Origin of the sequence: Pseudomonas sp. NFR02, assembly GCF_900119375.1 — a bacterium.
In the GTDB taxonomy this organism is placed as follows: domain Bacteria; phylum Pseudomonadota; class Gammaproteobacteria; order Pseudomonadales; family Pseudomonadaceae; genus Aquipseudomonas; species Aquipseudomonas paracarnis.
In genome coordinates, this window is the sequence record NZ_FPJJ01000008.1 from 84,299 (window position 1) to 104,871 (window position 20,573).

The window sequence follows — 20,573 nt, forward strand, 5'->3', positions numbered from 1 at the left end:
TCCCGATGAAACGAAGCAAGTACGTCCAGCTGTCGCTGGCAGCGTCGGTCGCCATGGCGATATCCGGCTGTGGCCCAACGGAAAAAACCTACGACCTGCAAAAGAAGTACAACTTCCAATCGGTACAGCAATGCGCCGATGAAAAACTTCCGGTAGACGTCTGCTCGGACGCCTACATGACGGCCATGGCCGAGCATCGCCGCATTGCGCCGGTGTATGACAGCCAGGCCGATTGCGACGCCGACTTTGTCGCTGACTGGTGCCAGCAAGACTCCACCGGCAAATTCATCCCGCGCTTGGGCGGTTTCGAACTGACCGCCGAAGGCCAGGTGACCCAATCCCAGGTCGACGCTGCCAATGCGCAAGCGGCCAACGCTCAGGCCAGCGGCGGTGGCTCAGGCTTCTCCACCAGCAGCCTGCTGACCGGCCTGCTGATCGGCAACATGCTGAGCAACAACCGCAACAGCTACCGCTCGGAACCGGTGTACCGCTATCGCGATGATCGCGGCAACTACGGCAACTCGACGCTCAACCAACGCGTGTCCAATGGCGCGACCTTTGGCCGCTCGAACCAGGCCCGGTACGGCAGCAGCAATTACACCAGCACGCTGCGCTCTTCACCTACGTCGAGCTCGGTTTCATCGGCCACCTCCCGCGGCGGCTTCGGCAGCAAAGCCAGCGCACGCAGTGGCTGGGGCGGCGGGTCGAGCAGCTAAGGAAACCGGCCATGAAGAAGATCCAATGCGCAGAGCGTCATGACTGGAAACATACCGCCGAGAGTCTCGGCTTCCTGTTCCATACCATCGACGACGAACCCTACTGGGACGAAAGCGCGTACTACCAGTTCACGCTCAAGCAAATCGAGCGCGACCTCGAAGACCCGACCACCGAGCTCCATGACATGTGCATGGACCTCGTCGCCCGCGTGGTCCACAGCGAAGAGCTGCTTGAACGCCTGAGCATCCCCGCGCCCTTCTACGACATGATCCGCACCTCATGGCTCGAAGGCCACCCGCACCTGTACGGGCGCATGGACTTCTCCTACAACGGCAGCGGGCCCGCCAAGTTGCTGGAACTCAACTACGACACCCCCACCAGCCTCTACGAAGCCGCGGCATTTCAGTGGGGCTGGCTGGAACAATGCATCGAACGCGGCCTGCTGCCCAAGCACGCCGACCAGTTCAACAGCATCGACACCAAACTGCACCAGGCCTTCGCGCAGCTGCAGGTCAACCAGCCGTTCTACTTCGCCTCGATGAAAGACTCGGTCGAAGACAAAGGCACCACCGACTACCTGCGCCTGGTCGCTGAAAAGGTCGGCATCGAATCGCGCCACATCGACATCGAAGACATCGGCCTGAACAGCGAAGGCCGCTTCGTCGACCTTGAAGATCGCTGGATTCCCCACCTGTTCAAACTGCACGCCTGGGAGTTCATCTTCCACGAACCCTTTGGTGCCGCGATTGCCCAGAGCGACACACAGTTCTTCGAGCCCGCGTGGAAATCCATTATTTCCAACAAAGGCATCCTGCCGCTGCTGTGGGAATTCAACAAAGGCCACCCCAACCTGCTCGCGTCCCACCTGGACACCGACCCAGGCAAAGCCGTGCCAAAAGGCTGGGTGCGCAAACCGTTCTTCTCCCGTGAAGGCGCCAACATCGAACTGCAAACCGCCGAAGGCCTGACCGTAAAAGAAGACGGCCCCTACACGGATGCGCCCTTCATCCTTCAAGAGTTCGCACCGCTGCCAAAATTTGGTGACAGCTACACGCTGATCGGCTCTTGGGTCATTGGCGACCAGGCCGCCGGCATCGGTGTGCGCGAGGACAATAGCTTGATCACCAAGGATTCAAGCCGGTTTCTGCCGCACTTGATCCTGGATTAGGGACGTCTGACGGGTTCGTTCCCACGCTCCGCGTGGTAACGCATCCAGTGACGCTCCGCGTCACCCACACGCATCTCAATCTACACCCATAAAAAAGCCTGCCTTTTCAGGCAGGCTCAATACGGAGCATGGCAGTCTTAGCTCGGGCGAGCAGACAGGGCCGAGTAGCTGTTCATCAAATTGCGGTAGTTAGGAATCCGCTGGGACAACAAATTCCCCAGCCCTTCGATATCGTTGCGCCAGTCGCGGTGCAACTCACACGCCACCGAGAACCAGTTCATCAACTGCGCGCCGGCCTGCGTCATCCGGCTCCACGCCGCTTGCTGCACGGTGGTATTGAACGTGCCCGATGCATCCGTCACCACAAACACCTCAAAACCTTCTGCCAGCGCCGACAAGGTCGGGAACGCCACACACACATCCGTCACCACACCGGCAATGATGATCTGCTTACGCCCGGTGGCCTTGATTGCCTTGACGAAATCCTCGTTGTCCCAGGCGTTGATCTGACCAGGGCGAGCGATATACGGCGCGTCCGGGAACATCTCCTTCAGCTCCGGCACCAGCGGGCCGTTAGGGCCTTGCTCGAAACTGGTGGTGAGGATGGTCGGCAAGTTGAAGAACTTGGCCAGGTCAGCCAGGGCCAGCACGTTGTTCTTGAACTCGTTGGGGGAGAAGTCCTGCACCAGCGAGATCAGGCCGGTCTGGTGGTCGACCAGCAGAACAATGGCGTCGTCTTTGTTCAAGCGGTTGTAGGTTGCAGTGCTCATGGTTGAATCCTTTTTTGTTTAGGTTGGTTGGGCGTTGCGTTCAACATGGGCACAGATTAATGGGTGGGTGACGAGGGATAAATCGGGTGGGAGGAGTCTTACTGTCAACTTAAAGTGGACAATAGTTGGCACCCGATTTCAGGCCTCCGGGTCGCTGTGCAGACCAGGAGTGAATTGCCTGATTTTGAGTAGCCAGCAGGTCCGATCCCTTTCCTTTGCAGGACGTTTCCGAGAGAATCCCAACCGCTTGCGCCAGTGGAATTGGGTGACTAGGCTGCTGACCGTCACTGCTAATTCAGTGATCGGGTTTAGTCGCCCGGATTCGATTGGCGCATATGCAACTCATGAGTCAGGCACCTCATCGCCTGCATCTTATGGTGGCTGTGCGCAGGGCACCTTCGGGTGCGCCGGGTTCCAATCGACCGGTCGACTAACCTGCGTACAGCTGCCACCTTTCGTTTAGTCGCGTAATTGGCAGCTTCAAATTATCGATTGGAGTTTTGCTATGGATAACGTTGTTTCGGATTCGCCGTCGTCAGGCGCAACCAACCCATTTACGGTCAATGAAGAACTGAGCTTCGAGGATGCCTGGGTGCAGGTGGCTGAGCTGCTGCATTGTGCGCTGGCTACGTCGCAGGTGATCGGCGAGTCAGTGGCTGCGCCACAGAGGGCGGTGATGCATTTGGTGGAGATGGCGAAGATGGTGGCGGATAGGGCTGTGGAGTGTTTGCAGCCTAGGTGATATGACGTCGCCTGTTCGGTTTTGATCGTCCAGGCGACTTATTCACGATTTCCTTAATTTCGGCTCAGAAATAGGGCTTGAATTCGTTGCTGTCGCGAATCAGCAACTGCATCAGCTTTGGATGAATGAACAGTTTTTCCTTTCCGACCTGAACCTCTTGCAGAACATCAATGGAGACCAGCTCTTTGAGGTAGCGAGAAGCAGCCTGGCGCTGAGCGATCTGCTTGTCGACGACGTTGCTAATACGGCAATAGGGCTGCTCAAAAATCACGTCCACCAATTCGCGTGAGTAGGTTTTCGGCAAACGTTCGCGAACAAATTGGCTGGTGTGCTCGGACAGGCTGCGAATGGCGGCAATTTTTGCACTGGTCCAGCGAGCGGTTTCTTCCACGGCAGTAAGCATGTACAGCAGCCAGGGCTCCCAGGCCTGTTCGCGTGTGACATCAAGCAGTAGTCGATAGTAATCGGCTCTATGCGCAATGATGAAATGACTAAGGTAGAGAATCGGTAGATTCAACAGACCTTCCTGGATCAGATACAGGGTGTTTAGCACGCGCCCGGTACGACCGTTGCCGTCTGTGAATGGATGAATAGCCTCGAACTGATAGTGTCCGACAGCCATGCGAACCAGCGGGTCGAGGTCTGTCTCGTTGTGTAGAAAACGTTCCCAGTTGGTGAGCAAGTCGCGTAAGCGGTCTTCGCCCTCTGGTGGGGTATAGATGATTTCTCCGGTCCGATCATTGGCTAGCTGGACGCCTGGCACTCGACGGATGTCCATGTCTACACCCTTGAGCGTTCGACAGATCTCTACTGCTGTGCCGGTAGAGAGTGGACGTTCAGCCAGAGACTGGAAACCGTTATGTAGAGCCTTGCGGTACCGGAGGGCTTCTTTGGTCGCGGGATCTGCATGATTGGCGCAATCCTGGGCATGCTGAAAGAGTAAATCTGTAGTAGTGACAATACTTTCGATCTCGGAGCTGTCCTTGGCTTCCAGCAGCGGGATCGTATTGATCAGCATCGTCTGGTTAGGAATCAGCTCGGCTGCTTGTTTCAATTCGGCCAAGGCTGCTCGAGCTTCGATGCAGCGTTTGAGGACTGCTCGGGTTTCCAGTTCTGCCTTTGGCGGCAAGGGTGGAAGCTGGTTATAGGGTCTATCCGCCTGCCAAGGCCGTTGGGGGTTAGTCATGGGCGCACGCTCACTAGGACGTCCAGTTAAAGGTAAGGCCGCTTTTATAAGCGCCCTTGTCATGTCGCTAGTGTAAGCCTGCGTGCATAACGTGTCGTTATTTTTGTATTTTTGCGACATGTTTCATCCTCGCGTCGCTGTTGGCGACATGTTGGATATCGATCAGGTCGCTGACTATTTGGGTGAAGCAATGAAGAAGGGGTAATACACCTAGATTGCGTCGAGTCATTTTGATATTGCTGGAGCCCACTGGCCTTTGAATGGCTGCCTATTGCACCAGAGACATGTTCAGGGGGGGCAGAGTGGATCTTTAAGGCTACGTGATTGATGTTTAAGGGGGGGGCATTAAAAAGCCGGCTTGTGGCCGGCTTCTCGGGGACTGCCTCAGCTTGTTTTTGACAAACCTCACCAGCCTTCAAATCGCTCAGCCCACATTGCGTCGGGCTGAATAGTAGGGCATCCGCGGGAACTCCTCCGCTTCGCCAGCAGGGAGTCAGCTAGAAGCGACCCCTGCCAAATGTGCGGCGCATGATACTCACATTCACTTCAGTTGCCCACCTCCGGTTCCGATTTAGAGCCTTCCCAGCCCAGCAGGTGTTCATCCAGTGGCACCGGTGGGCGGCGGTTGTTGAGGGTGGACCACCAGAATACCCAGCCGACGATCTTGAAGCTTTGCTCGAAGCGTTCCTCGTGGTTGAGGTATTCGTCCGGGTGTTCGCTGGCGTTGTGGCTGCGCAGGCGCAGGCCGCCGCCAGGGCGGTTGTAGAGGTATTTGATGCGCAGCATGCCGTCGTGTTCGACGGCGTAGATTTCACCGTCGATGATTTGGGTACGGCCTCGGTCGATGGCGAGGGTGGCGCCTTGTTGGATGATGTCGATCATGCTGTTGTCGACCATGTAGGCGCCTATCGCGCGGTCGGGGTTTACGTTGAGTGTTTCCAGGCTGTGCAGGGAGACGCGGATGCGTTCGGTTGAGGTGAAGGTGGGGTGGAGGGGGATCTCCACGTCGGTTTTTTCCGGGCGGCAGGCGGGGCCTGTGAGGTATTTGCCTGTGTCTTCGCGGGCGGTTGCAATCCTTGCGGTGGGGCCTTCCAACAGGTAGTTGGCGGGCGGGTGTTTGGGGCCTTTGCCGTCGCTTAACCAGCGACTTGAGACGCACAGCAACTCTGCGATCTCGTTGAGTCGGCCCATGGGGACCCCGCGTTTGAACCAGTTGTTCACGTGCTGAGGCGTGACGCCGCGGTTCTTGGCGAAGTCGGAGGCGGAAAGATGAACTTCCCGTAGTAGCGCTTTTAAACGATCACCTGATGTATTCATAAACGCAGAGTTTACTGGCCGGAAAGTCTAATCAAATAAACCATGCGTTGATTTGCGGTTGTAGGATTTGGCTTAGTTGTGGCCGGATCTTTCAGGTGTGCAACTTAGTTAAACGCTGCAAATAAACATTGAACTTGATGTTTAATTCGGCCCATAAAAAAGCCCCGAATTAACGGGGCTTTTTAATTGCCGTGGCAATGAGGCGCGGGTATCAGCCTTTGTAGGCGGCAACCGACTTCATGATCTCGGCGCGGGCGGCGTCTGCGTTGCCCCAACCGTCGATCTTCACCCACTTGCCTTTTTCGAGGTCTTTGTAGTTCTCGAAGAAGTGCTTGATCTGTTCCAGCAACAGTGGCGGCAGGTCGGTGTATTCCTTCACGTCCACGTACAGCTGGGACAGCTTGTCGTGTGGCACTGCGATGACTTTGGCATCGCCGCCGCCGTCGTCGGTCATGTTCAGGATGCCGACTGGGCGTGCGCGGATAACCGAGCCTGGGGTGACCGGGTAAGGGGTCACGACCAGCACGTCGAGGGGGTCACCGTCGTCAGCCAGGGTGTTAGGGATAAAACCGTAGTTGGCCGGGTAGAACATCGGGGTGGCCATGAAACGGTCAACGAACAGGCAGTCGCTGTCTTTGTCGATTTCGTATTTGATCGGCGCGTGGTTGGCCGGAATTTCGATGGCGACGTAGATGTCGTTCGGCAGGTCTTTGCCAGCCGGAATCTTGCTGTAGCTCATTGGGCGTTGCCCCCGTTAGTTGGCCATATGACATGGCCGGATTGGCCTAAAAGTGGCGGCGATTATAGGCATATTCTGACGCCGATGCCATGCGCCAAGCGTCGTACGGTCATTCGCCCTGTGGCGCGTAGCGCAGGTCGCTGGCTTGCAGTTGAGTCAGGCGGGCCAGGGGATCCTGGCGATAAAAGCGGCTGAGTTGGGCGTACACCTGTGGATAACTGTTGACCAGTAAATCCGGGGCGCTGAAGAAATACTCGCTGGTGACGGCAAAGAACTCCGCCGGGTTTTCCGCAGCGTAGGGGTCTATCTCGGTTTCGGCGTCCGGGTTGGCGTCCAGCTGGCGATTGAGGTCATCGAAGGCGCCTTGCATGACGTTGGCCCAGTCCTGCACGCGCATGTCGTGGTGCAGCGGCGGCAGGCCGTTGGCGTCGCCGTTGAGCATGTCCAGCTTGTGCGCTAGTTCGTGGATGACCAGGTTGTAGCCTTCCCATTGGCCGCTGGCGAGCACGCCGGGCCAGGCGAGGATCACCGGGCCCTGTTGCCAAGCTTCGCCGCTGTGTTCGCCGTCCCACTCGTGTTCGACGCCGCTGGCATCGCGATGGCGTTGTGGGCTGAGGAAGTCGTCGGGGTACAGCACGATCTCATGAAAGCCTTGGTACCAGTCGAGGTCGCCCAGGTTCATCAGCGGCAGTTGCGCCTGGGCGGCGAACAGCAGGCGTTGTTCCTGGTGCAGTTCGACGCCAGGCAGGGCGGTGAGGTGTTTTTCGCTGAGGAACACCACGCAGGCTTCGCGTAGCCACTGATCTTGCTCCGGCGTGATGCCGTCGAGGAAGGTCAGGTGGTGGCGCACCCGTTGCCAGATGTCATCGGCAATCGGGTGCTTGGCCAGCAGGCGCCGGCGACGCCAGGCGCTGAAGGACCACACGGGCAATCAGTGCGGGTTGGCTTCGGAGGACGTGCGGCCAAAGCGGCTGCGCACTACGCCAATAATCATCGGCACCAGGGACAGCAGAATGATGAACACCACCAGCAGCGACAGGTTCTTCTTGATAAAAGGCACGTTGCCGAAGAAGTAACCCAAGGTCACCAGGCCGCCGACCCACAGGATGGTGCCCAGTACGCTGAAGCCGAAGAAGCGTGGATACGGCATCTTGGCCACGCCCGCGACGAACGGCGCGAAGGTACGCAGGATCGGCAGGAAGCGCGCCAGCGTCACGGTCTTGCCGCCGTGCTTGTCGTAGAAGTCGTGGGTCTTTTGCAGGTAGTCGCGGCGGAAGATCTTGGAGTTCGGGTTGCTGAACAAGCGCTCGCCCGCCGTTCGTCCGATCACATAGTTGGTGCTGTCGCCGAGGATGGCCGCCAGCATCAGCAGGCCGGCCAGCAGGACTGGGTCCATACCGCCGCCGGCCGCTACGGCACCGGCAATGAACAGCAAGGAGTCGCCCGGCAGGAAGGGCATGACCACCAGGCCGGTTTCGCAAAAAATCACCAGGAACAGAATGGCGTAGATCCACGGACCGTAGTTGGTTACCAGCATATCGAGGTAAACGTCGAGATGCAGGATAAGGTCAAGCGGGTTGAAATCCATGGATGGCACCTGTGTGAATGGCCCGGCTCAGCGGGCTTGTGCGGAAGCTCAGGCAATAAGGCTACAAGTAATTGTCGCGGTTCTTACAACCCTGAAAGGTCGGCATTATACGGATTGAGAGGTGAAAAGCGTGTGGCTTTTGTAGCGGGGAGTGTCGCGAAATTGTGAAGGGGCTGGGCTTCAAGCCAGTCGCCGGACCCAATGTGGGAGCTGGCTTGTCTGCGATAGCGGTGGGTCAGTATGAGAAGTGCTCGCTGACACTCCGCCATCGCAGGCAAGCCAGCTCCCACAAGGATATTGCGGTGTTTGGCTTACCGGTTTTCAGTCTTCGTTGATCGGCAACACGTAGTTTTTGAATTCGGTGTCTTCGCGAAACCCAATCGACTCATAGGTCTTCTGCGCCACGTCGTTATCGCTGCTGGTCGATACCCGCAACCGTACCGCGTGGGTGTCCTTGGCCATTTTCTTGGCCGTGCGCATCAGGTTGTCGGCCACCAGTTGCCGGCGCGCATCCTCGGCCACATAGATGTCGTTGAGGATCCATACCCGCTTGAGAGACAGTGAGGAAAAGCTCGGATAGAGCTGGCAAAACCCCAGCAGCCGCTTGTCATCATCGTCGGCCAGGGCCAGGTAGATCACCGACTCCTTGCGCCGCAGGCGCTTTTCCAAAAAGGCCCGTGACGAGTCCGGGGACGGCAGGGCCCCGTAGAACTCGCGGTATTTGACGAACAACGGGGTCAACAGGTCCAGGTGTTCCAGGGTCGCTTGAGTAATCCGCATGCCAGGCCTCAACTTCCAAATGGGGTATGACCACACGAGCGGCCGTGACTCGATGCTGCCTAATGACGCCAAAAAGCGCAATCTTGCCGCTATCGGTCATCGGGCGGGCTGAGCAGGAAATTGCCCTTCATCAGGTCCGGGTCGTCCGATTCGAGGGTCTGAACCTGTGCCTCATCCTTGAGATTAACCCCCGACAACTGCCGGCGACACGCCTCGCGCATCAAGTACAGCAGGCGATGGGCCGCCATGCCATAACTCAGGCCTTCCAGCCGCACGTTGGAGATGCAGTTGCGATAGGCATCGGTGAGGCCGACCTTGGGGTTGTAGGTGAAATACAGGCCCAGGCTGTCCGGCGAGCTGAGCCCCGGTCGTTCGCCGATCAGGATCACCACCATCTTGGCGCCCAGTAGCTGCCCGATTTCATCGGCTACCGCCACGCGGCCTTGCTCCACCAGGATCACCGGTGACAAGGACCAGCCTTCGGCGTGGGTCTGTTCTTCCAGGCGCGCCAGAAACGGTGCTGTATGTTTATGCACCGCCAGTGCCGACAGGCCATCGGCTACTACGATGGTCAAGTCCACCCCGCCGGGCTGGGCCGAAGCGTAGTCGCGCAATGTTTGCGCCGACTCATCGCTCAAGCGTCGCCCCAGGTCCGGGCGTTGCAGGTACATGTGCCGGTCTGTGGCGGCGCTGTGCAGCAACAGGCTGTCTCGGCCACGTTCGGCCAATTGGCGGCTGAGGCCGGTGTGATCGAACGGCAAATGCACCGCGTCCCGCGCCTGGGCGTGGGCAAACTGGAAGTCCAGTTGGGCGCTGGTGGGAAGGCTGGTGCCGGTGCGGCCCAGGGCAATACGCGCCGGGGTGAGGCGGCGCAGTTCCAGCCACGGGTTGTCAGGCAATTCTGGTTGCACGGTCGGCTCCTTCATCCCAATTGCGCCAAGGCGTGACGAAAGGCCGGTGGCAAGCTATTGCCAAAATGCACCTTGCCATCAGCCTGCGTGAAGATGCCCATTTTCGCCAGCCACTGCTCGAACTCCGGCGCCGGTTTTAAACCCAATGTTTGCCGGGCGTACAGGGCGTCGTGAAACGAGGTGGTCTGGTAGTTGAGCATGATGTCGTCGGAGCCGGGGATGCCCATGATGAAGTTGATGCCGGCCACGCCGAGCAGGGTCAGCAGGGTGTCCATGTCGTCCTGGTCGGCTTCGGCGTGGTTGGTGTAGCAGATGTCGCAACCCATGGGCACGCCGAGCAGTTTGCCGCAGAAGTGGTCTTCAAGGCCGGCGCGGATAATCTGCTTGCCGTTGTACAGGTACTCCGGGCCGATAAAGCCGACCACGGTGTTCACCAGAAACGGCTTGAAGTGCCGGGCCACGGCGTAGGCACGGGTTTCACAGGTTTGCTGATCGACGCCAAAGTGCGCATTGGCCGACAAAGCGCTGCCCTGGCCGGTTTCGAAGTACATCAGATTCTGGCCCAGGGTGCCGCGCTTGAGGCTCAAGCCCGCGTCATAACCTTCCTGCAGCACGTTCAGGTTGATCCCGAAACTGGCATTGGCCGCTTCGGTACCGGCAATCGACTGAAACACCAGGTCCAGCGGTACGCCGCGGTTGATCGCCTCGATGGAGGTGGTGACGTGGGTCAGCACGCAGGCCTGGGTGGGGATGTCGTAGCGCTGGATGATCGCGTCGAGCATCTCGAGCATGGCGCAGATCGAGGCGATGCTGTCGGTGGCCGGGTTGATGCCGATCATGGCGTCGCCGTTGCCGTACAGCAGGCCGTCGAGGATGCTCGCGGCGATGCCGGCCGGTTCGTCGGTGGGGTGGTTGGGCTGCAAGCGCGTGGACAAGCGCCCGCGCAGGCCCAGGGTGCCGCGAAACTGGGTGACCACGCGGATCTTCTGCGCCACCAGCACTAGGTCTTGCACGCGCATGATCTTGGACACGGCCGCGGCCATTTCCGGTGTCAGCCCTGGCGCCAATGCGCGTAGGGCCTGTTCATCGGCCGCATCGCTGAGCAGCCAGTCGCGCAGGCCGCCGACAGTGAGGTGGCTGACCGCTGCAAACGCCTGTTTATCGTGGGTGTCGATGATCAGCCGGGTGACTTCATCGCTTTCATAAGGAATCAATGCTTCCTGCAGGAAGTGCTTGAGCGGGATATTTGCCAGCGCCATCTGCGCCGCCACACGTTCGCCGTCATTCTGCGCGGCGACACCGGCGAGGAAGTCCCCGGAGCGTGCCGGGCTGGCCTTGGCCATCACGTCCTTGAGGCTGTCGAAGCGGTAGGTTTGAGCACCCACCGCGTGGGAAAAGCTTGCCATACAGTGTCTCCTTGATGACGCGCGCCTGCTGTGGGCAAGGCGCCGCGTCGAGGTTTTCGGCAGTTAGTGCAGGGCGGCCTCTGCGGCCTGGATCGCCGCGAATTCCTCTTCCGGCGTGCCTGCTACCAAGTGATGCCGGCTGTAGAAAGCAAAGTAAGCAATTAATACTCCATAGATGATCGCCGCGCCAATCACCACGCGCGGGTCCACCAGAAAGCCCGCCACCACGGCCACGCAAGCCAGCACCAGTGCCACGCCTGAGGTGAAGATGCCACCGGGTGTGCGGTATGGCCGCTCCATTTTAGGGCGACGGATGCGCAGGGTGATGTGGGCGGCCATCATCAACACGTAGGAAATCGTGGCGCCAAACACCGCCACCAGGATCAGCAAGTCACCCTGGCCGGTCAGCGACAGGCCAAAGCCGATAATCCCGGGGATTACCAGTGCCAATACTGGCGCCTTGCTCTTGTTGGTCTCGGACAATTTGCGCGGCAGGTAACCGGCACGGGACAAGGCAAAGATCTGCCGCGAATAGGCGTAGATGATCGAGAAAAAGCTCGCGATCAAACCGGCCAGGCCGACCAGGTTGACGAAGCTCCCCATCCAGGTGGAACCGCCGTAAGACAACGCCAAGGCTTCAACCAGCGGGTTGCCGGATTTGATCAGCGCATAAGTGCCCGCACCGCCCGGCGCGATCACCAGGATCAACAGGGCAAAACTGGTCAGCACCACAATCGCGCCGATCAGCCCGCGCGGCAGGTCGCGCTTGGGGTTCTTGGTTTCTTCAGCGGCCAGCGGCACGCCTTCCACCGCCAGGAAAAACCAGATGGCATAAGGGATCGCGGCCCACACGCCGACGTAGCCGAACGGCAGGAAGCTGCTGGCGCCCTTGGCCTCGGTCACGGGTATATCCAGCAGGTTGGCGACGTTGAAGTGCGGCACCATCGACACCAGGAACACGCCCAGGGCAATCGCGGCGACGGCGGTGATCACGAACATCAGCTTCAAGGCTTCGCCCACACCAAAGATGTGGATGCCGATAAAGATGATGTAGAACGCCAGGTAGATCATCCAGCCGCCAATGCCGAACAACGACTCGCAATAGGCGCCGATAAACACCGCGATGGCGGCGGGCGCGATGGCGTATTCGATAAGGATGGCAGTGCCGGTGAGGAACCCGCCCCAAGGGCCAAAAGCGCTGCGGGCAAAACCGTAGCCACCGCCAGCAGTGGGGATCATGGACGACAACTCGGCCAGGGAAAAGCACATGCACAGGTACATGGTGGCCATCAGCAAGGTGGCGAGGAACATGCCACCCCAGCCGCCCTGGGCCAGGCCGAAGTTCCAGCCGGCGTAATCGCCGGAAATAACATAAGCGACGCCAAGGCCAACCAGTAGTACCCAGCCGGCGGCGCCTTTTTTCAGTTCGCGTTGTTGAAAATAATCGGTGCCGACTTTTTCGAAGTCGACAGAAGAACCAGTGGGTTCGCTAGGCATGGGAAGTACCTTCCATTCTTATTGTTTTTGACTCGGCGTCTGTGTGCCGAACGAGGTAGCAATTGCGTGTGATATCAAATGTGGGAGCTGGCTTGCCTGCGATAGCGGCCTGTCTGCTACCCCTTATTTGGCTGATACATCGTTATCGCAGGCAAGCCAGCTCCCACACTTGATTGCATTTCAAGTTGGGAACTGGTTGCTTGCTATAAGGCTGAGTTAGAAAAAGCCCAACGGATTAATGTCGTAGCTCACCAGCAAGTTCTTGGTCTGCTGGTAGTGATCCAGCATCATCTTGTGGGTTTCACGGCCCACGCCAGACTTCTTGTAACCGCCAAACGCGGCATGCGCCGGGTACAGGTGGTAGCAGTTGGTCCACACGCGGCCAGCCTTGATCGCCCGGCCCATGCGGTAGGCGCGGTTGATATCGCGGGTCCACAGGCCAGCGCCCAGGCCGAACTCGGTGTCGTTGGCAATCGCCAGGGCTTCGGCTTCATCCTTGAAAGTGGTGATGCTCACCACCGGGCCGAAGATTTCTTCCTGGAATACGCGCATGTCGTTGGTGCCCTTGAGCAGGGTCGGCTGGATGTAATAACCGGTGGCCAGGTCGCCGGTGAGCTTCTCCACCTTGCCGCCCGTGAGCAATTGCGCGCCTTCGCCCTTGGCGATTTCCAGGTAAGACAGGATCTTGTCGAACTGCTGCTCGGACGCTTGGGCGCCGACCATGGTGTCGGTATCCAGCGGGTCGCCACGCTTGATCGACTCGACCTTTTTCATCACCACTTTCATGAAGTCGTCGTAGATCGACTCTTCCACCAGAGCACGGGAAGGGCAGGTGCACACTTCGCCCTGGTTGAAGAACGCCAGCACCAGGCCTTCGGCGGCTTTTTCGATAAATGCAGGTTCCGCTTTCATGATGTCGGCGAAGAAGATGTTCGGCGACTTGCCGCCCAACTCCACCGTAGACGGAATGATGTTCTCGGCCGCCGCATGCATGATGTGCGAGCCCACAGGCGTTGAGCCGGTGAAGGCGATCTTGGCGATGCGCTTGCTGGTGGCAAGGGCTTCGCCGGCTTCCTTGCCGAAACCGTGCACCACGTTCAGCACGCCCGGTGGCAGCAGGTCGCCGATCAGCTCCATCAGCACGCTGATGCCCAGCGGCGTTTGCTCGGCGGGCTTGAGCACCACGCAGTTACCGGCGGCCAGGGCTGGGGCGAGTTTCCAGGCGGCCATCAGCAGCGGGAAGTTCCACGGGATGATCTGGCCGACCACGCCCAGCGGCTCGTGGAAGTGGTAGGCGGCGGTGAGTTCATTGATTTCGGCGCTGCTGCCTTCCTGGGCGCGGATGCAGCCGGCGAAGTAGCGGAAGTGGTCGGCAGCCAGGGGGATGTCGGCGTTAAGGGTTTCACGCACGGCCTTGCCGTTGTCCCAGGTTTCGGTGATGGCCAGCAGTTCGAGGTTTTGCTCGATGCGGTCGGCGATTTTCAGCAGCACCAGCGAACGGTCCTGGGCCGAGGTTTTGCCCCAGGCGTCCGCAGCGGCGTGGGCGGCGTCCAGCGCCTTGTCGATGTCTTTGGCGGTGGAACGCGGGAAGTCGGCTATCGGCTTGCCGTTGACCGGCGAGGTGTTGGAGAAATAGTTGCCATCGACTGGCGCCACGAATTCGCCGCCGATGTAGTTGCCGTATTTGGCCTTGAACGAAACGATGGCGCCTTCAGTACCGGGGTGTGCATAACGCATGGTGAGCATCTCCTGCTTTTATGTTTATTGGAGTACAGCGCGGCAAGCGCGTTATAAAGCGTAGAGCAAAGGTTGGGCCACTGCTGTGCGGGCCAGCAAAATCAATGGGTTGGGCTTTGTCGCAAGGCGGTGCCGTGACAGGTGTGGTACAGGCGTGGTGACAGTTTGTGCCATAAGCGGTACAGCCTGTGACCGGTGGGTCGGGCCGGGATTGCAAAGGCCCAATGGCTGGGGGATGCTGGGCGTTCTCACGCAGGGAGAATAATAAGAACATGCATAACGATCATTTCAGCCGCCATGCCCAGCAAGTCCTGACCGTCACCCGTGGCCAAGAGCTTTCCCAGGGGCCGGGCAGCGACCCGTCCATCGCCCGCTCCTGGCTGCGCTGCGTGGAGGACTACCACCTCGACCCGGCGCTGACCATCGCGCCTACCGTGCTTGAACACGGGCGCCTGCTGGAAAGTCGCGAACGCCTGCGCCAAGTGCTGCACATCGCCGGCAGCGAGATGAATAGCCTGCACCAGCAACTTTCCGGCGCCGGCCATGCGGTGCTGCTCACCGATGCGCGCGGGGTGATCCTCAACTGTGTCACCGCGCCGTCGGAGCGCAAGATTTTCGAGCGCGCCGGCTTATGGTTGGGCGCTGACTGGAGCGAAGCCTGCGAAGGCACTAACGGCATAGGCACCTGCCTGGTAGAGCGGCAGTCGTTGACGATCCACCGTGACGAGCATTTTCGCGGCCGTCATACCGGGCTGACCTGTTCGGCCAGCCCGGTGTTCGATCCTCATGGTGAATTGCTGGCGGTGCTGGATGTGTCCTCGGCCCGCGAAGCCGTGTCGCGCCAAAGCCAGTTCCACACCATGGCGCTGGTGAACCTGTCGGCCAAGATGATCGAAAGTTGCTACTTCCTGCGCCACTTCGAACACCACTGGCTGTTGCGTTTTCACCTGCAGGCCGAGTCGGTCGGGTTATTCAGCGAAGGCTTGCTGGCGTTTGATGGCGAAGGGCGCATTTGTGCGGTCAACCAGAGCGCCCTGAACCTGTTGGGGCAGTTGCGCGGCGGCTTGGTGGGCCAGCCGGTGGAAGCGTTTTTCGACTGCTCCCTGGATCAGTTGCTGGGGCGGGCCAGCGCAAATGCCACGGCCAGTTGGCCGCTGCGCACCCGCGATGGTCGGCCTTTATTCGCAGCGCTGCGAGGCCAGCCGCGCAGTGCGCCGGCCCCTATCATCAAGCCACAGGCGTCACGCCCATTGGGTATCTGCCTGGGCGACCCGGCGTTGCAAAATGAGCTGCGCAAGGCCTCGCGAGTGTTCGAGCGCGATGTGCCCTTGCTGATCAACGGCGAAACCGGCTGCGGTAAAGAAGCCTTCGCCAAGGCCGTGCATCAGGGCAGCCAGCGGGGCGACAAGGCCTTTATCGCGCTGAACTGTGCGGCGATTCCAGAAAACCTGATCGAGAGCGAACTGTTTGGCTATCGCGCCGGCAGTTTCACCGGCGCCCTTAAAGAAGGCATGCGCGGCAAGCTGCAACAGGCCGATGGTGGCACGCTGTTTCTCGACGAAATCGGCGACATGCCCCTGGCGTTACAAACCCGCCTGTTAAGGGTGCTGGAGGATCGCCTGGTGGTGCCTATCGGCGGCGAACCCCAAGCCGTGAACGTGCGCATCATCAGCGCCACGCACCGCAATTTGCTGGAACGGGTGGCCGATGGCAGCTTTCGTGAAGACCTGTATTACCGCTTGAACGGCTTGGAAGTCGCCCTCCCGCCGTTGCGCGAGCGCAGTGACAAGTCGCAACTGTTGGATTTCCTCTTGGCGCAGGAAGCAGGCACCGAGCAGGTGATGCTCGACGAGTCGACGCGCCAGGCCTTGTTGGCATTCCACTGGCCCGGCAACCTGCGGCAGATGCGTACTGTGTTGCGCACGGTGGTGGCACTCTGTGAGGGCGGGCGAGTCGGTCTTGAAGACTTGCCGGCGCTGATTCGCCAGGCGCGGCCGCAAGGGGCAAGGGCGGATGCGCCGTACGCTTTGCCACTGGAAAGCGCCGAGCGCCAGGCATTACTCGATGCGTTGGCGCAGCAGCGCTGGCATATGAGCCATGTGGCGGAACAGTTGGGCGTCAGTCGCAATACGCTGTATCGCAAGTTACGCAAACATGGTATTTCACGGGGCGCCATGCATTAGGGCGCGCGACAGTTGTCGGAATAACTCCGTTATTGCGGACGACTCGTTTTTGTCCCACGTCATTTAAGGTTTTTTATCGCTCTACCCGTTCACGTCGTCCCGGAACGTGGCACGTTGTTTTAAGCACTGATGGAATAAGGGCAGAGCATCAATTGCCCTTAAACACCGCTGTTTGAAACTTCTAGGGTGACAACACATGAATATTACAAGTCCAATAACGACTCCTGTGCCACAACTCCCTGTTCAACTTGATGTTACGCCCACCTCCCCACCGCAACACTCGATAACGGGCTGGGGCGAACCGATGGACCCCCCTCAGCCTGACCATGACACGCCGCCTTCTGCTCAGGAGGCCGACCAAGCGCCGAAGGTACGCAACAAGCGTGGAATCTCCTTCTTCGGACGGCGGTTCCCATTTGGAGGCGCAACCCGGCCCACGGCGCCCGTGTCTCCCACGCCATCGATCAAGGTGCCGTCGCCTGCGTCCGTGTCCCCCGGTCCATCGACCAGGGTGCCGCCCGCCCCGGTCAATCCCACTGCCACCAGGCTGCAGAACGCACTGGGTGGAAATAACCCTGGTACCAGCTCGACCGCAGCCAGTTCAAGCCAGTCGGCCTTAGATAAACTCAAGGGCGTAGTGACCAGGGGGCCTCAAACGCCCACCAGTGGCGGGGTTGTCTCCGTAAAGCCGGTGGAACCGCCCAAGATCAGTGTGGCCGATGTCACCCAGCGGCTTTTGGATGCCGACAGGCTGGTCAAGGCAGGGGTTATTTCCACCTCACCTTCAACCGGCAAGACAATCAAGGACGCGTTCATCAACGCGGGCGTCAATGGCATCGTCAGCGCGCCGATCAATGTGGGCGCATACGCCGGGTCCGTGGCCGCGGGAGAGGCGATCAAGGGCCAGTATGTACCGTCGCCATTGCCGCCGCCGCATTTGCCTGGTACTGCAAAGCCCGATCCCGCGTCTACACCGCAAGTAGCCGCGCCAACCACATCGGATACGCCAACGCCTTCGGCCACGCGCCATCTGGACCGGGTAGAAAAAGTGGTGCTGGAATTTGCCAATGTCATCATCACGCTGGCGTCGGGAAATACTGAAGACCGGCTTGCCATGGGCGACGCCTGGCCCAAGGAGCGGGGGGCACGCTTGGATAACCTTGAGCAGTTACTGAGCATTTCGGAAACCCATATGAAGCAAGTGGCCGAGGATAACGGCATTATTTTCAAACCTCACCTCGAACCAGAAACCGCCCCAGGCACGGGGGGCCGCTTAGGCGTGATAGAGCGCCGTTATCGCGCCTTGGAAAAGGCGGCTGACCGGATCATTACCCTGAAAGACGCCGAAGCCAAAAAAACCGAGGCCTCCGTTTAAGGCAGCCTTTTTGCCCGCCGGATCCTACCGGCGGGCGTTTCGCGCTCAGCTAAAGCGTGCGAACTTTCCCACCCTACGCTAACCTGCCTCGATGTTTACGAGGTCGACTATGCACATTCATATTCTGGGTATCTGCGGTACGTTCATGGGTTCGATGGCGGTTCTGGCCAAGGAGCTGGGCCATCATGTAACTGGCTCCGATGCCAATGTTTATCCCCCCATGAGCACGCAGCTACAGGCGCAAGGGATTGAGCTGACCCAAGGTTACGACCCCGCGCAATTCGACCCGGTGCCGGACCTGGTCGTGATCGGCAACGCCATGTCGCGCGGCAATCCGGCGGTGGAATACGTACTGAACAAAGGCTTGCCTTACGTCTCCGGCCCCCAGTGGCTGGCCGACCATGTGCTGCAAGGCCGTTGGGTCCTGGCAGTGGCAGGCACTCATGGCAAGACCACCACCAGCAGCATGCTCGCCTGGGTGCTGGAGCATGCGGGCATGAGCCCGGGGTTCCTGATTGGCGGCGTGCCGCAGAACTTCTCGGTATCAGCGCGCCTGGGTGAGACACCGTTTTTTGTGATCGAGGCCGACGAGTACGACAGCGCCTTTTTCGACAAGCGCTCCAAGTTCGTCCATTACCGCCCGCGCACAGCGATCCTGAATAACCTTGAGTTCGATCACGCGGATATCTTCCCCGATCTGCCGGCGATTGAGCGGCAGTTCCACCACTTGGTGCGCACCATTCCCAGCGAAGGCCTGGTCATTCATCCCACCACCGAGCCTGCGTTGCAGCGTGTGATCGACATGGGCTGCTGGACCCCGGTGCAAACCACCGGCGCGGGCGGGCAGTGGCAGGCGAGGTTGCTCAGCGAAGACGGTTCGCGGTTTGAAGTGCTGTTCGAAGGCCAACCCCAAGGCATCGTCGATTGGGGCATGACCGGCCAACACAACGTGGCCAACGCTTTGGTGAGCCTGGCTGCCGCTCGGCATGTTGGCGTGGTACCAGCCATGGGCATTGCCGCCTTGAGCGCGTTCAAGAGTGTGAAGCGGCGCATGGAGAAAGTCGCTGAAGTAAATGGAATTACCATCTACGACGACTTTGCCCACCACCCAACCGCAATTGCCACCACCCTGGATGGCCTGCGCAAGCGCGTCGGCGATGCGCAGATCATTGCCATCGTCGAGCCGCGCTCCAACTCCATGAAGCTGGGTGCGCACCGTGATGGCCTGCCCGAAAGCGTCAACGATGCCGACCAGGTGGTGTGGTATGCACCGGCCAACCTTGGCTGGGATTTGCCCGCGATTGCTGCGCTATGCACCGTGCCCTCCACAGTCTGCGATTCGTTGGAAGGCATCATTGAGCATGTGAAGTCCTTGGCCCAGGCCGGCACCCACGTGGTGGTCATGAGCAACGGCGGCTTCGGCGGCCTGCACGGCAAGCTGGCCGAGGCACTGAAATGAGCGGGCCGGAACGCATTACCCTGGCGATGACCGGCGCATCCGGTGCGCCCTATGGCCTGCGCCTGCTCGATTGCCTGGTACGTGAAGACCGTGAGGTGCATTTTCTGATCTCCAAGGCGGCGCAATTGGTGCTGGCGACTGAGACCGATGTCGCGCTGCCTTCCAAGGTGCAGATGATGCAGGCATTCCTCACCGAGTACACCGGCGCAGCGGCGGGGCAGATCAAGGTCTACGGCAAAGAAGACTGGATGTCGCCGGTAGCCTCAGGCTCCGGTGCGCCAGCGGCGATGGTGGTGGTGCCGTGTTCCACCGGCACCTTGTCGGCGATTGCCACGGGCGCCTGCAACAACCTGATCGAACGGGCGGCGGACGTGACCTTAAAGGAGCGCCGCCAATTGATCCTGGTGCCGCGCGAAGCGCCGTATTCGAGCATTCACCTGGAGCACATGCTCAAGTTGTCGAACATGGGCGTGACCATCCTGCCCGCGTCGCCAGGCTTCTATCACCAGCCACAGACCATCGATGACCTGGTGGACTTTGTGGTGGCGCGCATTCTCAACCTGTTGAACGTTCCCCAGGACATGTTGCCTCGTTGGGGCGAGCACCATCTGGGCGGCGATGAATAAAGCACTGCTGCTGTTGATGGCGCTGCAACTCACCGGCTGTGCCACCGCGCGCACGCTGGATGCCGCGCAGGCGGGCGCGCCGGTGGTGTATGCCGGCACGCGCCTGGACCTGTATGCGATCAATGGCGGTTGTTGCGCCAAGGATCGCTTTGGTGCCGAGGCCCCGAGCTCTCCCCATCTCGACCTGCCGGCCAGTGCGTTGCTCGATACCTTGTTGTTGCCACTGTCGGTGCTGACGGTGCTGGGGGTTGGCTTCAACGCCACGGGCGGGCTGTAAGATAAGGGCTAACTGGGTGGATCGTTTACTCCGCGTGGGAATGCAGTCGGGGACGCTCCGCGTCCCAAGCATGACGCAGAGCGTCATAACCGGCG

General features: G+C 59.7%; 20 protein-coding genes. 8 read left to right on the forward strand and 12 right to left on the reverse strand.

Going from position 1 to position 20,573, the window contains the following annotated elements; translation table 11 throughout:
• Nucleotides 1–5 precede the first annotated feature (5 nt).
• A complete protein-coding gene (locus tag BT199_RS22180) occupies nucleotides 6–716 on the forward strand; it encodes a DUF1190 domain-containing protein (RefSeq protein ID WP_003194537.1) in 711 nt (236 codons plus the stop codon).
• Between the two features lie 11 nt (nucleotides 717–727).
• The gene (locus BT199_RS22185; protein WP_072435464.1) at nucleotides 728–1,885 is read left to right on the forward strand and encodes a glutathionylspermidine synthase family protein; all 1,158 of its coding nucleotides are present in this window, start codon (nucleotides 728–730) and stop codon (nucleotides 1,883–1,885) included.
• 137 nt (nucleotides 1,886–2,022) lie between these two features.
• Here the strand turns inward: BT199_RS22185 and ycaC are convergent, their stop codons facing one another.
• Nucleotides 2,023–2,655, reverse strand: coding sequence for an isochorismate family cysteine hydrolase YcaC (gene ycaC, locus BT199_RS22190; RefSeq protein ID WP_072435465.1), 633 nt, complete (start codon nucleotides 2,653–2,655; stop codon nucleotides 2,023–2,025).
• 505 nt (nucleotides 2,656–3,160) lie between these two features.
• On the opposite strand from ycaC, the gene BT199_RS22195 reads away from it, so the two are divergent.
• The gene (locus tag BT199_RS22195; RefSeq protein WP_003194531.1) at nucleotides 3,161–3,397 is read left to right on the forward strand and encodes a hypothetical protein; all 237 of its coding nucleotides are present in this window, start codon (nucleotides 3,161–3,163) and stop codon (nucleotides 3,395–3,397) included.
• 64 nt (nucleotides 3,398–3,461) lie between these two features.
• Here the strand turns inward: BT199_RS22195 and fic are convergent, their stop codons facing one another.
• The 10 genes from fic to BT199_RS22250 form a co-directional block, all read right to left on the reverse strand.
• Nucleotides 3,462–4,583, reverse strand: a complete 1,122-nt coding sequence (gene fic / locus BT199_RS22200) for a protein adenylyltransferase Fic (RefSeq protein WP_032904192.1) — start codon at nucleotides 4,581–4,583, stop codon at nucleotides 3,462–3,464.
• A gap of 546 nt (nucleotides 4,584–5,129) precedes the next feature.
• Nucleotides 5,130–5,900 carry a LexA family transcriptional regulator gene (locus BT199_RS22210; RefSeq protein WP_014720107.1) on the reverse strand — a complete coding sequence of 257 codons (771 nt, stop codon included), beginning with the start codon at nucleotides 5,898–5,900 and terminating at the stop codon, nucleotides 5,130–5,132.
• Nucleotides 5,901–6,111: 211 nt separating this feature from the next.
• The gene (ppa, locus tag BT199_RS22215; RefSeq protein WP_003176323.1) at nucleotides 6,112–6,639 is read right to left on the reverse strand and encodes an inorganic diphosphatase; all 528 of its coding nucleotides are present in this window, start codon (nucleotides 6,637–6,639) and stop codon (nucleotides 6,112–6,114) included.
• A gap of 109 nt (nucleotides 6,640–6,748) precedes the next feature.
• On the reverse strand, nucleotides 6,749–7,564 hold the full coding sequence (locus tag BT199_RS22220) for a M90 family metallopeptidase (protein WP_072435466.1): 816 nt from the start codon (nucleotides 7,562–7,564) through the stop codon (nucleotides 6,749–6,751).
• A 6-nt stretch (nucleotides 7,565–7,570) separates the two neighbouring features.
• Entirely contained in the window at nucleotides 7,571–8,227 is a 657-nt protein-coding gene (locus tag BT199_RS22225) for a DedA family protein (RefSeq protein ID WP_003194521.1), read from the reverse strand.
• 321 nt (nucleotides 8,228–8,548) lie between these two features.
• The gene (locus BT199_RS22230; RefSeq protein ID WP_072435467.1) at nucleotides 8,549–9,007 is read right to left on the reverse strand and encodes a GNAT family N-acetyltransferase; all 459 of its coding nucleotides are present in this window, start codon (nucleotides 9,005–9,007) and stop codon (nucleotides 8,549–8,551) included.
• An 89-nt stretch (nucleotides 9,008–9,096) separates the two neighbouring features.
• Entirely contained in the window at nucleotides 9,097–9,933 is an 837-nt protein-coding gene (gene eutC / locus BT199_RS22235; protein ID WP_072435468.1) for an ethanolamine ammonia-lyase subunit EutC, read from the reverse strand.
• On the reverse strand, nucleotides 9,930–11,324 hold the full coding sequence (locus tag BT199_RS22240) for an ethanolamine ammonia-lyase subunit EutB (protein WP_014720103.1): 1,395 nt from the start codon (nucleotides 11,322–11,324) through the stop codon (nucleotides 9,930–9,932). Before BT199_RS22240 ends, eutC begins: the two co-directional genes overlap by 4 nt.
• Before the next feature lie 63 nt (nucleotides 11,325–11,387).
• Nucleotides 11,388–12,821: an ethanolamine permease gene (gene eat / locus BT199_RS22245; protein WP_003194515.1), complete on the reverse strand. Its 1,434-nt coding sequence runs from the start codon at nucleotides 12,819–12,821 to the stop codon at nucleotides 11,388–11,390.
• Nucleotides 12,822–13,037: 216 nt separating this feature from the next.
• On the reverse strand, nucleotides 13,038–14,558 hold the full coding sequence (locus BT199_RS22250) for an acetaldehyde dehydrogenase ExaC (protein WP_005791797.1): 1,521 nt from the start codon (nucleotides 14,556–14,558) through the stop codon (nucleotides 13,038–13,040).
• 272 nt (nucleotides 14,559–14,830) lie between these two features.
• Here BT199_RS22250 and BT199_RS22255 point away from each other — a divergent pair, with 272 nt between their 5' ends.
• Complete coding sequence (locus tag BT199_RS22255) at nucleotides 14,831–16,741, forward strand: sigma-54-dependent Fis family transcriptional regulator (RefSeq protein ID WP_072435469.1); 1,911 nt, start codon at nucleotides 14,831–14,833, stop codon at nucleotides 16,739–16,741.
• 345 nt (nucleotides 16,742–17,086) lie between these two features.
• On the opposite strand, the gene BT199_RS27555 is transcribed toward BT199_RS22255, so the two are convergent.
• Nucleotides 17,087–17,371, reverse strand: coding sequence for a hypothetical protein (locus BT199_RS27555; RefSeq protein ID WP_177480889.1), 285 nt, complete (start codon nucleotides 17,369–17,371; stop codon nucleotides 17,087–17,089).
• An 82-nt stretch (nucleotides 17,372–17,453) separates the two neighbouring features.
• Between BT199_RS27555 and BT199_RS27560 the strand changes: the two genes are divergently transcribed.
• The 4 genes from BT199_RS27560 (at nucleotide 17,454) to BT199_RS22280 (ending at nucleotide 20,478) form a co-directional block, all read left to right on the forward strand.
• On the forward strand, nucleotides 17,454–18,116 hold the full coding sequence (locus BT199_RS27560; RefSeq protein WP_256576020.1) for a hypothetical protein: 663 nt from the start codon (nucleotides 17,454–17,456) through the stop codon (nucleotides 18,114–18,116).
• 109 nt (nucleotides 18,117–18,225) lie between these two features.
• Nucleotides 18,226–19,575, forward strand: a complete 1,350-nt coding sequence (gene mpl, locus BT199_RS22270; RefSeq protein ID WP_020301976.1) for a UDP-N-acetylmuramate:L-alanyl-gamma-D-glutamyl-meso-diaminopimelate ligase — start codon at nucleotides 18,226–18,228, stop codon at nucleotides 19,573–19,575.
• On the forward strand, nucleotides 19,572–20,201 hold the full coding sequence (ubiX, locus tag BT199_RS22275) for a flavin prenyltransferase UbiX (protein ID WP_072435470.1): 630 nt from the start codon (nucleotides 19,572–19,574) through the stop codon (nucleotides 20,199–20,201). Before mpl ends, ubiX begins: the two co-directional genes overlap by 4 nt.
• On the forward strand, nucleotides 20,194–20,478 hold the full coding sequence (locus BT199_RS22280) for a YceK/YidQ family lipoprotein (protein WP_014720097.1): 285 nt from the start codon (nucleotides 20,194–20,196) through the stop codon (nucleotides 20,476–20,478). The genes ubiX and BT199_RS22280 overlap by 8 nt, the downstream gene beginning before the upstream one ends.
• Nucleotides 20,479–20,573 lie beyond the last annotated feature (95 nt).